General features: G+C 37.2%; 12 protein-coding genes. 6 read left to right on the top strand and 6 right to left on the bottom strand.

All coding sequences use genetic code 11. The features are described 5' to 3' along the window. Positions 1 to 7: 7 nt before the first annotated feature. The 6 genes from L1967_RS18955 to L1967_RS18930 all read right to left on the bottom strand — a co-directional run bounded on the left by L1967_RS18955 (position 8) and on the right by L1967_RS18930 (position 7,083). Positions 8 to 2,002: an aconitate hydratase gene (locus L1967_RS18955; protein WP_249603075.1), complete on the bottom strand. Its 1,995-nt coding sequence runs from the start codon at positions 2,000 to 2,002 to the stop codon at positions 8 to 10. 355 nt (positions 2,003 to 2,357) lie between these two features. Then, positions 2,358 to 3,077: an MBL fold metallo-hydrolase gene (locus L1967_RS18950; protein ID WP_249603074.1), complete on the bottom strand. Its 720-nt coding sequence runs from the start codon at positions 3,075 to 3,077 to the stop codon at positions 2,358 to 2,360. Positions 3,078 to 3,409: 332 nt separating this feature from the next. After that, positions 3,410 to 4,105: a YiaD family glycine zipper/OmpA-like lipoprotein gene (locus tag L1967_RS18945; RefSeq protein WP_249603098.1), complete on the bottom strand. Its 696-nt coding sequence runs from the start codon at positions 4,103 to 4,105 to the stop codon at positions 3,410 to 3,412. Between the two features lie 124 nt (positions 4,106 to 4,229). Then, on the bottom strand, positions 4,230 to 4,709 hold the full coding sequence (locus L1967_RS18940; protein ID WP_249603073.1) for a lipocalin family protein: 480 nt from the start codon (positions 4,707 to 4,709) through the stop codon (positions 4,230 to 4,232). 87 nt (positions 4,710 to 4,796) lie between these two features. Beyond that, entirely contained in the window at positions 4,797 to 4,958 is a 162-nt protein-coding gene (locus L1967_RS18935; RefSeq protein WP_013072114.1) for a DUF1328 domain-containing protein, read from the bottom strand. A gap of 127 nt (positions 4,959 to 5,085) precedes the next feature. Then, entirely contained in the window at positions 5,086 to 7,083 is a 1,998-nt protein-coding gene (locus tag L1967_RS18930) for an alpha-ketoacid dehydrogenase subunit alpha/beta (protein ID WP_249603072.1), read from the bottom strand. 221 nt (positions 7,084 to 7,304) lie between these two features. Between L1967_RS18930 and L1967_RS18925 the strand changes: the two genes are divergently transcribed. The 6 genes from L1967_RS18925 to L1967_RS18900 all read left to right on the top strand — a co-directional run bounded on the left by L1967_RS18925 (position 7,305) and on the right by L1967_RS18900 (position 13,592). After that, positions 7,305 to 8,255, top strand: coding sequence for an isopenicillin N synthase family dioxygenase (locus tag L1967_RS18925; RefSeq protein WP_249603071.1), 951 nt, complete (start codon positions 7,305 to 7,307; stop codon positions 8,253 to 8,255). A 3-nt stretch (positions 8,256 to 8,258) separates the two neighbouring features. Beyond that, positions 8,259 to 8,615: a translation initiation factor gene (locus L1967_RS18920; protein WP_249603070.1), complete on the top strand. Its 357-nt coding sequence runs from the start codon at positions 8,259 to 8,261 to the stop codon at positions 8,613 to 8,615. 2 nt (positions 8,616 to 8,617) lie between these two features. Continuing rightward, positions 8,618 to 9,550, top strand: a complete 933-nt coding sequence (locus tag L1967_RS18915; RefSeq protein WP_249603069.1) for a DUF1835 domain-containing protein — start codon at positions 8,618 to 8,620, stop codon at positions 9,548 to 9,550. Position 9,551: 1 nt separating this feature from the next. Further along, positions 9,552 to 10,421 carry a nucleoside phosphorylase gene (locus tag L1967_RS18910; protein WP_249603068.1) on the top strand — a complete coding sequence of 290 codons (870 nt, stop codon included), beginning with the start codon at positions 9,552 to 9,554 and terminating at the stop codon, positions 10,419 to 10,421. Between the two features lie 75 nt (positions 10,422 to 10,496). Next, positions 10,497 to 12,545 (top strand): polyphosphate kinase 1, encoded by a 2,049-nt coding sequence (gene ppk1 / locus L1967_RS18905; RefSeq protein WP_249603067.1) that lies wholly within the window; start codon positions 10,497 to 10,499, stop codon positions 12,543 to 12,545. Between the two features lie 195 nt (positions 12,546 to 12,740). Further along, the gene (locus L1967_RS18900) at positions 12,741 to 13,592 is read left to right on the top strand and encodes a substrate-binding domain-containing protein (RefSeq protein WP_249603066.1); all 852 of its coding nucleotides are present in this window, start codon (positions 12,741 to 12,743) and stop codon (positions 13,590 to 13,592) included. Positions 13,593 to 14,557: the final 965 nt, after the last annotated feature.

Below are 14,557 nucleotides of genomic sequence, written 5' to 3'. Positions count from 1 at the left end.
TCCTGAATTAGGCTCCTTCTTCCACCTGTTCTTTTTTAATACGTTGTTTAAAGGCATTTATAATTCCACCTTTTAACAACACATCTATTTGTCGGTCACTCAACGTATGTTTAGTCTCAAATTCTACAGTGTCGCCATTTTCCTTTTTCACGTGTACTTTAATATTGTTCCGTTTTTCAACGTCTTCTCTAAGATTTATAAAACTAACAGTATCGCCCTGTTCAATTTTATCATAATCTGATTCTTCGATAAATTCTAAAGGTAAGATCCCGAAATTCACCAGATTTTGCCAGGCAATCCTTGCATAACTATTGGCGATCACTGCATGTTGTCCTAAATATTTAGGAGCAATAGCCGCATGTTCCCGACTGGAACCCTGCGCGTAATTATCTTTAGCGACAACAATATGGCCTCCCTCCTTTTCTTTCGCTTCCATCGCACGATCGTAAAAGGTTTCATCGACTACGGTAAAGGCGAATTTGCTTATTTCTGGCAGGTTACTTCTAAAAGGTAGCACTTCTGCACCTGCTTTTAATATTTCATCGGTAGAAATATTATCGCCCATTTTTAATAATACCGGTACATTAATTTCATCGGCTAGTGGCTCGATCGTTGGTAAGGATTTGATATTAGGGCCTTTTTCAAGTTTAACTTCTTCTCCGTTTTCAGCCGGTGGCACTAACATATCTTCATTGATGATTTCAATTTCAGGAGCTTCATATTGAGGATATTTCATATCAAAAAGTTTCTCCAGATCCCTTGGGTCGGTTATCTCTCCTGTTAAGGCTGAAGCTGCGGCGGTTTCGGGGCTTACTAAATGCACCTGATCATCTTTGGTACCACTACGGTCTGGAAAGTTTCTTGGCATGGTTCTTAAACTGATGGTTCCAGAGGCCGGCGCCTGTCCCATTCCTATACATCCCATACATCCTGATTGGTGGAAACGGGCACCTGCTTTTATCAAATTAGCAAAAGCATGGTTATCGATCATATTCTGAATAATTTGTCTGGAGGTTGGGTTGATATCTAAAGAAACATCTGGATTAACCGATTTGTCCTTTACAATTGCGCCGGCAATCCAGAAATCACGAAGACCCGGATTTGCAGAGGAACCAATGACCGCCTGACTAATTTTTTTACCAGCAACTTCTTCTATCGGTACCACATTACCCGGGCTGGTTGGTAACGCGATTAACGGTATTAACTCGCTTAGGTTGATCTCGTCGTGTAAATCGTATTCGCAACCTTCATCTGGCAATAATTCTGTCCAGTCTTCTTCCCGTTGCTGTGCTTTCAGGAATTTTTTAGTTTCCTGATCGCTAGGGAACACAGTGGTTGTCGCCCCAAGTTCTGCACCCATATTGGCGATAACGTGGCGGTCCATAGCGCTAAGGGTATCTACTCCCGGTCCATAATATTCTATAATTTTTCCTACTCCGCCTTTTACATCATGTCGGCGAAGCATCTCTAAAATAACATCTTTGGCACTTACCCAATCGGGTAATTTACCGGTAAGTTTTACGCCCATCACCTGGGGCATTTTTACATAATAGGGTTGTCCTGCAATAGCGGCGGCAACATCTAAACCACCAGTACCAATGGCTAACATTCCCAATGAACCTGCAGCAGGCGTGTGACTATCTGATCCTACCAGGGTTTTGCCCGGTTTTCCAAATCGCTCCATGTGAACGGGATGGCTCACTCCATTTCCCGGCCTGCTAAACCAAAGTCCAAATTTTCGGGCTGCAGAGAGTAAAAATTTATGATCGTCGGCATTTTTAAAATCAGTTTGTAAAAGGTTGTGATCTACATACTGCACGGCAACTTCAGTTTGGGCTTTTTTAAGTCCCATGGCTTCAAGCTCTAACTGTACCAACGTCCCTGTAGCATCTTGTAGCAAAGCCTGATCGATCTTAATTCCAATTTCTTTTCCGGGGGTCATCATATCTCCTTCAAGAAGATGGTCTTTAATAAGTTTTTGAGTGACATTTAATTTTGACATAGTTGGTTTCTTTTATCCTTTAAATTAAGAATTACATGGCTAATAAAAACCTTCTTTAACAAGAAGTTGTATCCAAATTAGCCAATTTTCGCATAGTTTTTAGAATTCATGTATTTTATAAAAAATAGCGTACGCTGATGACCTAAACCTTTTAGATAATCGTAGCCGAACATTGATGGCGAGGTAAGAAAATTACGGATAGAGATTTCATATCGAAGTTTCTTTTTTGATTTAAGATGCCAGCAATTTTGTATTGAGTTTAGTTACTTTTAAAACCGCGAAAAAAAATACCCTGTAAATTTCTATTTTGAAATATTACAGGGTCTACGCTCCTATAGTCGGAGTGATTTATATATTATTTGGTTCGGCTTAAGCCGTTAAGGATATCGATCTGCTGACCTTCTTCGATGTTAAATGCCGGTTTTCCTTTTCGTGGAAAGAAATAGGTGAATTCTTCAGCAAAAGCGTTCCAGCTTTCCGCCAGTCCAAAATCATCATTTTCTCGTTTCATTTCGGGACGCTTAAAGGTATTTAGATCTGAATCGTAAGCAGATCCTACGGCATCATCACCAGGAAATACCATACCATCATTGATTTCAGAATATACTAAAACAGAAGCACCGCCATTACCGGGAAGATCGATCACTTTAATTCCAAAGTGCTTAAGATCGTTGGCCTGGGTGGTAATATCTTTTGTTTTAAAGTCGTCTTTAAAATTATTTCTAGGATGCGCATAAATTGGTGCTCCGTTCGCATCTTCAGAAATTGTTTTTAAATCGGCATAAGCATCATCTAAAATACCATCGCAGGTGATAAGAATTCCTTTAATCTGATATCCGTCGTTTACCAGCTTTTTTACAGCAGCTTTGGTTTCTTCTTCTACCACATCAATAAGGATAATATCTCTTCGGTTAATATGTCTAATCGCATATCCCTGATTAAAAATGCCTTCTTTCTCTTTTCCTTTAATTAAAAAAGTATCTGGAATTAATTTTAGAAATTTACCGGTTTCTCCCTGCTGAATATACGCTGCCGACTGGCTTTGTAATACCTCCATTTTATCTACAGTCTTCATATAAATTGATTTTTTTATTAGCTTTTTTGAAGGTACAAAGCCATTTATCTTTTTACAAGGCTGTTTAGAGGGGTTTAACTCGTATTTAGGAATCTGTTAACGCACTATCAGCCTTATGTTATCGCTTTCATGAAATAAAAAAGCCACTCTTTAAATTTAAAGAGTGGCTTCGTTTATTTTATTCGATTTTCCCAGTCATTTAGGGGACATTGAGTGAATTTTCATTGAAAATTTGCATCGAAATACCACCAAAATGTAAGCTTTGATCAATATCTTTTACAAAGATTTCACTCGGCCTGCGGGATTTTCTTAAATGGAACTCGGATTATCTATTAATTATCTGAAGTTTGTTTCTCGGCTTCTTTTTTAAGGTCTTCATTAGCAACAATGGCAATTTCTACCCTTCTGTTTTTAGAACGTCCTTCAGCGGTTGAGTTATCATATTTTGGTTGTGCTTCACCGTACCATTTGGTATCGAATCTGCTGGCAGAAATTCCGTGATCGGTTAAATAATTGGTAACCGCCTGTGCTCTGTTTTTAGACAAGGTTAGGTTATAACTATCACTACCTGTATTGTCGGTATGCCCTTCAACTAAAATATTAGTGTCTGGATATTCTTTAAAAATACCAGCAAGTTTATTTAGTGTTTCCTCAGATTTCGCGTTGATATTATATTTTTCAGTAGCAAAATAAACACCACTATTTTCGTCGAAGGTTACGTTAATACCTTCACCAACACGCTCTACTTCGGCTCCAGGCACTTCGGTTTCTATTTTCTTGGCCTGCTTATCCATTCGGTTCCCTATATATGCACCGGCTGCACCTCCTACAACCCCACCAATAATTGCTCCTAAGGCAGTATTCCCGTCTCCGGTATTATTACCAATTACACCACCAATGGCTGCACCACTGGCAGATCCTATTACGGCACCTTTCTGCTTATTATTGGCATTTTGGATAGCATCACAACTAACAAGTACACTGGCTGCGAAAAATACAGCTACGATTTTATTTATTGCTTTTTTCATCATCTTATTTATTTAATATTCTAGTTTTTATATTTCTTTTTCAATAAACTACCTAAGGGCAGGCCCATAAGGCATTTAAAAGAAAATTATTTTTATTTCGATGCACCTTACTAGTTACTCTTGATTATCGAGTGAACATCATTCTAATAACAAAAGGTGCTCCCTCTAGGGTTACGGTTTGTTCCCAAACCATAGAAGTTTCGGTCAGGCTAACCAAATTCAATCGGAACCCCTGATTCCCATTGGTAGATTTATACTTTTCGTTTACAGGTTTTAGCAGAAAATCATACATTCCCTGTGGTGTATTTTCCTCGTCGATAGACCATATATAATAACGGGTGCCCGCTACACAGTTTGCTCCAGAAACCTGATAAGTCCCCCTATTATTATTAGACACAAAATCCCAGGTACTTCCCTCAAAACAGCTGGCAGAAGCATCGTTAAATAAGGTTACATTAAAGGTTCCTGTATTATTTGGATACGTAATGTTGGTAAGCGTCCAGGTACCATCAAATGTTTTTCTGGCTTCCTTGGCTACTTTACTTGGCCCGCCACAAGACACTAATAAGATAAGTAGTGCTGTAATTGAAATTACTTTTTTCATAGGTAGTAGTTTTTATAAATAAAAAACCAATGCAGCGCAACATATTGGTGAGGTCTACATTGGGTAAATTTTCGTTGCTGCTTTCTATTATCGTCTAAACAGTCTGCTTAATAAAGAAATAACCAGTAAAACGATAAAGATGTAAAAAATGATCTTAGCGATCTCTGTTGCTCCGGAAGCGATCCCTCCAAATCCAAAAATTGCTGCTACAATAGCAATGATTAGGAAAATTACAATTAAACGTATCATAATAGATTTTTTTGATTAGCTAAGCCTAAATTAGCGCAGGGATTTAGTGCGAACAAAAGATTATTAATACTTTAACAGAGGTGCTGTTAACAATTCTTAATTAGCAAGATCAAAAAACCAATATTTATTAATATTCTATTAATTCTTTTAGCTTTTGCCTGAATTTTTGGTAGGGTAAATAGCCGTTCTCTAATACGTGCGAAAATGGAATGGGTGTTTCCATACTTCCCACTCTTATTGCCGGTGCATCTAAAAACTCGAAGCAATTTTCGTTAATTTGCGCGGCAATTTCTGAAGCCATACTGCCAAACAACGAATCTTCGGTTAGTATTATAACTTTTCCCGTCTTTTTTACTGAAGTGAAAATAGTATCCCTATCTAACGGCTGAAGGCTTCTAAGATCGATAACTTCAGCATCCCCAATATTTTCTTTTTCAACGATTTGTAATGCCTCCTGTAATGCAGCGCCATAACTGATAATCGTTAATTTTTTACCCGATTTCACGAGGGCTGCCTTTCCTATTTCAATTTCATATTCCCCAGTGGAGACCGCCTCTTTTTGCGTTCGGTATAAGGCTTTATGTTCAAAAAATAACACCGGATTGGGATCATTGATGGCGGCAATCAATAAACCTTTAGCATCGGTAGCATTCGATGGATAGACTACTTTTAAACCGGGAACCTTGGTAAACCAGGCTTCGTTAGACTGACTATGGAATGGGCCTGCCCCTACGCCTGCTCCACAGGGCATTCTAATCACGACATCGGCATTTTGTCCCCAACGATAATGCTGTTTGCCCAGATAATTCACGATAGGATTAAACCCTGAACTTACAAAATCGGCAAACTGCATTTCTACCACCGCTTTCATTCCTTTAATGGAAAGCCCGGCAGCAACTTCTATAATCCCGCTTTCGCAGATAGGGGTATTTCTAACCCGATCTTTACCAAACTCTTCAACAAAGCCCTTGGTGATTTTAAAAACCCCGCCATATTCGGCGATATCCTGTCCCATAATAATCAGGTTAGGATGTTTGCGCATAGTTATTTTTAAAGCTTCACTAATGGCATCTATAAATCGTAGTTCTTTTTTTTCTTTTGATAATTCAAAGTGTTGATTTTCTGAATTTTGAAAAACGTCATTTAATTCCTTAGTTTCATTAAATTCTGGTGATATATCTTTTGCTGCAATGGCCAGGTGTTCCTCTATTTCTTGTTTAATTTCCCATTTTACATGCGCTGCCCAGTCACAGTTTAAAACTCCGCGTTCCAATAAATGCCTTTCGTACCTTACCACCGGATCTTTTTCTCCCCAATGGGCAAAAAGTTCTTCAGGAACATAAGCGGTACCACTGGCCTCTTCGTGCCCACGCATTCTAAACGTTTTAAATTCGATTAAAACAGGACGGGGATTTTCCCGAACATCACTGGCGATATTGGACAATTTAGAATAGACTTCAAGCACATTGTTTCCATCAATAATATGAGATTCCATGCCATAACCTTTTGCACGATCGGCCAGATGGTCACAGCGATATTGCTCATTTGTAGGAGTCGATAAACCATAGCCGTTATTTTCGATGCAAAACAAAACCGGTAATTGCCAAACCGAAGCAATATTGAGTGCCTCGTGAAAATCACCTTCGCTGGTGCCACCTTCCCCGGTAAAAACCGCAGTTAATTTTTTTTCGTTCTTTAACTTATGCGCCAAAGCGATTCCATCGGCAACGCCTAGTTGCGGACCCAAATGAGAGATCATCCCGATAATGTTATATTCCTGGGTTCCAAAATGAAAACTGCGATCCCTGCCTTTGGTAAAACCATTCATCTTTCCCTGCCACTGCGAAAACAGGCGGTGTAAAGGAATATTCCTGGTGGTAAAAACGCCCAGATTGCGGTGCATTGGGAGAATATACTCTTCTTCATTCAAAATAGCGGTCACACCCACCGAAATGGCTTCCTGCCCAATACCTGCAAACCATTTACTTATTTTTCCCTGGCGCAAAAGAATAAGCATTTTCTCTTCCACAAGACGTGGCTTTAAAAGCTTTTTATATAAATCAATTAGAAATTCGTGCGAATATTCTTCAGAGGCAAAACACATTTCTGTTGAAAGATGATCCATAGCTAAAAGTTATATTCAAATGTAAAGAAATAGAAAATGAAGCCTCTATCGATTTCAGAAAAAAACAATTATTTAATCGATAAATATTCCGTTTAAAATATGTAATTTTAATAAAACTATCAACAGGAGTATTTGTTAGCTAAGTATTAATTACTGTTGAAATTGACCTTTTTTCATTAAGTTTGTGTGCTTTATCAATAAAAAAAAGAGATTAAATGGCAATGACGAATATACCTAGTGTTGATCTTGCAGATTTTGTATCTGATGATCCTGCAAGAAAGCAAAAGTTTGTTGATGAAATAGGAAAAGCTTACGAAGAAATAGGTTTTGTAGCTTTAAAGAATCATTTTTTAAGCGACGATCTGGTTGAAGAATTGTATAAAGAGGTTAAAGCTTTTTTTAACCTGCCATTAGAAACTAAACAGCAATACGAAATTGAAGGTTTAGCGGGGCAACGTGGTTATATTTCTTTCGGAAAAGAACATGCAAAAGGAAAAAAAGAAGGTGATTTAAAAGAATTCTGGCATTTTGGCCAGGAGCCTGCTGAAGATGCGAATCTTAAAGAAGAATATCCTGAAAATGTGCAGGTAGAAGAACTTAAAGACTTTAATCATGTGGGGATGGAAGCCTATCGCATGCTTGAAAAAACCGGAATTTACGTATTACGTGCTTTAGCATTATATATTGGCCTGGAAGAAACTTATTTTGACCATTGGGCCAGCAACGGAAATTCTATTTTAAGACCTATCCACTACCCTCCTATTACCCAAGAGCCTGAAGGTGCTGTGCGTGCCGGTGCCCATGGTGATATTAATTTAATTACCTTGTTAATGGGAGCTTCAACCGGAGGCTTACAGGTACTTAGGAAAGATGGTGAATGGATCGATGCCATACCCGGTGAAGACGAACTGGTTATTAATGTTGGGGACATGCTGGAACGTCTTACCAATAATAAATTGCGTTCTACCATTCACCGAGTGATCAATCCACCCAAAGAGCAATGGAGTGAACCTCGTTATTCTATTCCCTTCTTTATGCATCCACGTAGTGAAATGCCTTTAGATTGTTTAGAAGAATGTATAGACGAAGAAAATCCAAAACATTACGAAGATATTACTGCCGGTGAGTTTTTAAACCAGCGACTTGTAGAGATTGGATTATTGAAAAAGTAATTTATGGCTAAAAAGAAATTAGGACTAGAGGACTTAGGCGGATTTGTTTTTTCTACAAACGATGATTTTGATGAAAATGAATATGTAGAAAATGAACAGGAAGAAAACCTGAAACCAAAAGACCAGCGACTTGAAGCTCATTTTAGTAATAAAGGCCGCGGTGGTAAAACCGTGACGATAGTAAAAGGATTTGTTGGTCCCGATGAGGAGCTTATCGCACTAGGGAAACTTTTAAAGAAAAAGTGTGGTGTTGGTGGCTCTACTAAAGATGGTGAAATTATCATACAAGGTGATGATCGGGAAAAAGTGATGCAAATTCTAAAAAAGGAAGGGTATAATGTAAAACGCGTTGGCGGATAATTTTGGAAAAAAAACCTTTACATATTGTTAATGGCGATAGCCTTGCTGAAAGCGTGGCCGAGCTCGATTTACCGGGCCAACAGGTTGTTTGGCGTGAAATGCTTTGTGAAGGTCCTGCCGTGCAGGAAGTCGGATCGGCTGAATTTATAAAAGTAAGAAAGAAATTTCTTTACCATTATTATGGGGTTTCGCCGGAAGATTACCAGCAGGGATTTGTTTCAGAATTAAAAAAGCTTAAAAAGATCGAAGACTACGACCATATTATTTTATGGTTTGAATTCGATCTTTTTTGCCATATTAACGTGTTGGCCACAATTAGTTACCTTACCGAGCATAAAAAGGAAGTGCCCTTTTATCTTGTTTGCAGTAAAAAATTAAAAGGTGACGAAAAGCTTACTCCGCTCTCGCAACTCTCGGCAAAACAACTTTTAAATCATTATAACAATAAGATTTTATTGGTAGAAAACGATGTGGAAGTGGCCAATCTTATGTGGGAACTCTATTGCAGTGACAACCCTATATTGCTAAAACGCCAGATAAAAACCAACACCAATTTCGAGTATCTTTCCAGCTGTATCAGGGCACATATCGAACGTTTTCCTAACAGTATCACCGGCATCAATTCTTTAGAGCGAAATATCCTGCGTTTAATAAAAGAACGCAATATTAATAATTATATGCAGCTTATGGGATACGCTTTGGAATATCAGGGCTATTATGGATATAGCCATGTACAGATGGAACGAATCCTGAAAAAGTTATCTATTTTTTATGCTGCCGAAGAACAAAAAGTGACACTTACCGAAAAAGGCCAGTTAGTACTGGATGCAAAAAAGAATTTTTACAGGGAATTAAAGAATGATGATGTTTTTGGAGGAGCCAGAATGTATGATTTTCTTTATGATCCTGAAGTACACCAATTATTAAAATTATAATATGCCCTTAAAAGCTTCTGAATTTATTCTGAATGAAGATGGCAGCATCTATCATTTAAATTTACGACCAGAACATTTAGCAGATACTATAATTACCGTTGGCGATCCCGATCGTGTAGCTAAAGTTACCGAACATTTTGATGATATCGAATTTAGCATTCAAAAAAGGGAATTTCATACACAAACGGGGAGTTATCGCGGCAAACGTATTAGTGTAATTTCCACGGGCATAGGAACAGATAATATCGACATTGTTTTTAACGAACTAGATGCTTTAGTAAATATTGATTTTGAAAAAAAAGAAGTCAAAAAACAACTAAAATCACTGGATATTATTAGGATTGGGACGACGGGCAGTATTCAGGCCGAAATTCCTATAGATGCTTTCCTGTTAAGTGAAAAAGCCATTGGTTTTGATGGATTACTTCATTTTTACCAAAGTCAGGAATGTATCGATGAGAATTTTTCCGAAGCCTTTATAAAACACATGGATTGGTTTCCCAAAAAAGCGAATCCTTATATCGTTGAAAATAGCAAAATACTACAACAAACATTAGATTCCGAAGAAATTTTTAAAGGAATCACTGCTACCAATATTGGTTTTTATGGCCCGCAGGGACGCTCACTTCGCCTTGGTTTACAGGATGATCAAATGAATGCTAAACTGGCAACTTTTAAATATTTAGATCAAAAAATCACCAATCTTGAAATGGAGACCTCTGGTATTTACGGAATGTCCAAATTACTAGGTCATAATGCCGTTTCTATGAACGTGATTTTGGCCAATCGGGCGACAGGAGAATTTACGGCTTCCCCACAAAAAACCATGGAAAAATTAATAGGCTATTGCTTAGATAAGCTAACTTCTTAAACCTTATTTAACAGAAAATTAGAACTCGAACAATGGGCAACTTTGTATTTTTGGTTAAACACAAGTGAACTAAAAATGCAACAACCCACCGAAGATCGATTTAGACATCGGGACCTTAATTGGCTATATTTTAACGAAAGAGTTTTACAGGAAGCAGAAGATAAATTAAATCCACTTTTTGAGCGTATAAAATTTCTTGCCATATTTTCATCAAATCTGGACGAGTATTTTAGAGTACGTGTTTCCCAGCTTCGCCAGATGAAGCGAGTAGAAAAAAGTATTCGTAAAAAACTGGCATTAAAGCCAAACCGACTTACCAAACAAATTCTAAAAGAGGTTAAAGACCAGCAGGATCGCTTTGGGGATATTTATAAAAAGCAAATTTTGCGAGAACTTGCGGCAAATAATATACATTTAGTAGATTCAGATCATTTTACAAAAGAGCAGCAGGATTTTGCCAATACCTACTTTAAAGATCATGTAAGGGAACATCTGGAGATTAAAAAGGTTGATATTTCTAAAGAAAACAACCTTTTTTTAAAGAATGCCATGATCTATTTTTTAATCACCTTCGAAAACGAAAATCAATTGGGTGTGGTTAATATTCCGGTAGATAAATGCGGAAGGTTTGTCTATTTTAAGCATGGAAAAAACATGCTTACCTATTTAGATGAAATTGTACGCAGTGAACTTCCTTCCCTATTTCCGGAGGATAAAATTACCGGTATTTACGAAATGAAATTAAGCAGGGATGCAGAGCTTTATATTGAAGATAAATATGAAGGGGTGCTGGCTGAGAAAATTTACAACAGCCTAAAACAGCGCACCGATGGGCAGCCCACAAGGCTACTGTATGATGCCACAATGCCCAGCGAAGTACAAAAACAGGTTCGGCATTTATTGAATTTAGGAAAAATAGATATGATGCCGGGAGGGAAATATCATAATTTTAAAGATTTCTTATCCCTAAAAGATCCTACCAATAATCCTAAATTACATTTTGAAAAACAACCGCCTATCCCACATAAAACTTTAGAAAACGCTTCTAATTACTTTGAAGTAATAAAAGAAAAAGATCAGTTGGTTCATTTTCCTTATATGTCTTTTCATTATGTGGAACGCTTTTTAGATCAGGCGGTAAAAGATAAAAATGTAACTCATATTAAAATTTCACTTTACCGTGTTGCTGATAATTCTCCACTAACCAGCAGTTTACTGGAAGCCTTGGAAAAAGGTAAAAATGTAACTGTTTTTGTAGAAGCTAAAGCTCGTTTTGACGAAAAAAATAATATTATCTGGGGTAGAAAATTTGAAGAAAAAGGGGCGAATGTAATTTATAGTTATCCTAAAATTAAGGTACACTCTAAAATTATGATGATCTCCCGGAAGGAAGGAAAACATATTGTTGACTACTCTTATATAGGTACCGGTAATTTTAATAACGAAACCTCCAAGATCTATTGTGACCATGCCATATTTACCGCAAATCATCATATTACTAAAGAAATGGCACGTCTTTTTATGGTTTTAGAAGGCGAGCTTATCGTCCCGAGAGAAAAACACCTTCTAATTTCACCATTTTCAACCCGACAAAAATTTACGACCCTCATCTATAACGAGATCGAAAATGCCCAAATGGGGAAAAAAGCTAAAATTACGGCTAAAATGAATAGTTTGGAAGATTACGAAATTATCGATCTTCTTTATAAAGCCAATAAAGCGGGGGTAGAAATACGACTTTTGGTACGCGGATTCACATGTTTGATCCCAGGAGTTGAAGGTTTGAGTGAAAATATTTATATTACGAGTGTTGTTGACCGTTATTTAGAACACGGCAGAATTTATCTTTTTGAAAATGGTGGTGATGAATTAATGTTTTTTGGTAGTGCCGACTGGATGAATAGAAACCTGGATCGAAGGATTGAAGTGGTAACGCCGGTTTACGATAAAGATATTTTTAATGAGCTAAAAGATATTCTTGAAATTCAATTGAGTGATAATATAAAAGCCAGAATTCAGGATGCCGGGGAAACTAATCAGTATGTAAAAGCTGGAAAAGCAGAGAAAAAGAACAGGTCGCAGTATACGATTTATAAGTACCTCGAAGAGAAACAGAATAGATAAAAGCTCTTTGTATTTAAAATTTTAATACAAATGCCTCTACCCCGATGATCAGGAGGCAATGAATATACCTAAAGCTCTAAAACAAGAGATTGCGTTTTAGTACTTTAAAATTTATTCGAATAAAAACGAAGTGATTATTGCTTTCTAAAGATATTTTAGTCACTTGTTGGTAACCAATTATAAAATTGTAATTAGATGAAAACTCTCAAAGTAGGCGGAGTCCCCGAGCACTTCAACCTTCCATGGCACTTGTGTATTGAAAACAACGAATTTAAAAATCAGGATATTAATGTGATCTGGAAAGATTTTCCTGATGGAACCGGCGCCATGACAAAAGCACTGCGAAATGGGGAAATAGATGTTGCCGTACTACTTACCGAGGGAGCCGTAAAAGATATTATTTCTGGGAACGAGGCTAAAATTGTACAATCGTACGTTGGTTCTTCACTTATTTGGGGAATTCATGTTGATGCTGATTCCAATTATCAAAGCATTGAAGAGTTAGCCGGTAAAAAAGTAGCGATTAGCCGTGTAGGATCTGGATCACAATTAATGGCTTACGTAAATGCCCAAAATCAGGGATGGGATCCTTCGCAATTAGAATTTGAAATTGTTGGAGATATTAATGGTGCGGTTGAAGCTTTAAAAGAAGGACGTGCCGATTATTTTATGTGGGAACATTTTACAACCAAGCCACTTGTAGATAATAATACGTTTAGAAGAGTTGCAGACTGCCCTACTCCATGGCCATGTTTTGTAATTGCCGTAAAAAATGAAATTTTGAGGCTGGATTATGCTGATGTGCGCAAAATGATCAATATTGTAAATCAAAAATCTTCTGAAATTTTGAACATTCCAGGAATCGATAAAGTTTTTGCTGAACGTTATGGTCAAAAAATTGAAGATATTAGAAAGTGGATGGAAATCACGAGCTGGAGTCAGAAGCAAATTGCTGAAAAAGATCTGGAAGAAGTTCAACAGCAATTATTAAAACTGGACCTTATTTCGAATACAATCGATAGTTCCTGTATTTTGTATAATTTGTAATTTAGAGCAAGACTCAAGAGTCAAGAACCAGGAAGCAGGACTGCGAATTTTGAATGACTTTATAATGTATACCGTAAATTGTATAATGTATATTGAAAACAGACTTCCCGGTACAACAACTTTTGAACCTTGAATTTTTAAACTTTGAACGTCTATCTTGATTGAGATTTCTCCATTCCGCTCCGCTTCAGTCGAAATGACATCAGATTTATTTTGTATTTAGAATATAGAAAAGGGTCGTAAGAATCAAGAGTCAGGAAGCAGGACTGTCAATTTTGAATTACTGTAAAATGTATACCGTAAACTGTATAATGTATAATGAAAACAGATGTCTCATTCCATTAAGGGCAAAGTTGGAATTTGAGACCATAAGTCTTGAATTCTAAAGTATGTCATCTTGACCGAAGCGGAGAGATCTTTTTTTTATTCAAAATTTAAAGTTCAAGGTTGAAAAATTCAGTATCTCAATTCTTTTTTCTTGACGCTCAATTATAAAATTAGCCTTGGCGTAGCAAGCACCCAGCCACCGCTGTCCAAGATTCATTTAAATATTCCGGGGTATAATTTAATTCATAAATGGTATTTTCAGTCCAAATAGAAAAAATTCCTAAAGGATTACCGCAAAGAAGACTTCTCGATACAACAACTTTGAACCTTGAATTTTTAAACTTTGAACGTCTATCTTGATTGATATTTCTCCATTCCGCTCCGCTTCACCTGCCTGCCGGCGAGGCAGGGTTGAAATGACATCGGATTTATTTAGTATTCAGAAAAATAGAAAAGAGACTTAAGAGTCAAGAATCATGAGTCAAGAACCATGACTATTAATCTTGAATTCAAAAGGTTGTCATCCTATGTTTGTTGCATGTAGATTTAAGAGAAATAATGATTAGATTTCAATAGAAGAAGGGAAAGCAAAAAAACCGTGCTTTGTCATTGGTCTTACAAGGCTGTTCGAGATGCTG

This window comes from Zunongwangia pacifica (assembly GCF_023499215.1).
GTDB classification, from domain to species: Bacteria; Bacteroidota; Bacteroidia; order Flavobacteriales; family Flavobacteriaceae; genus Zunongwangia; species Zunongwangia pacifica.
This window is presented reverse-complemented; position numbering and strand designations above follow the sequence as displayed.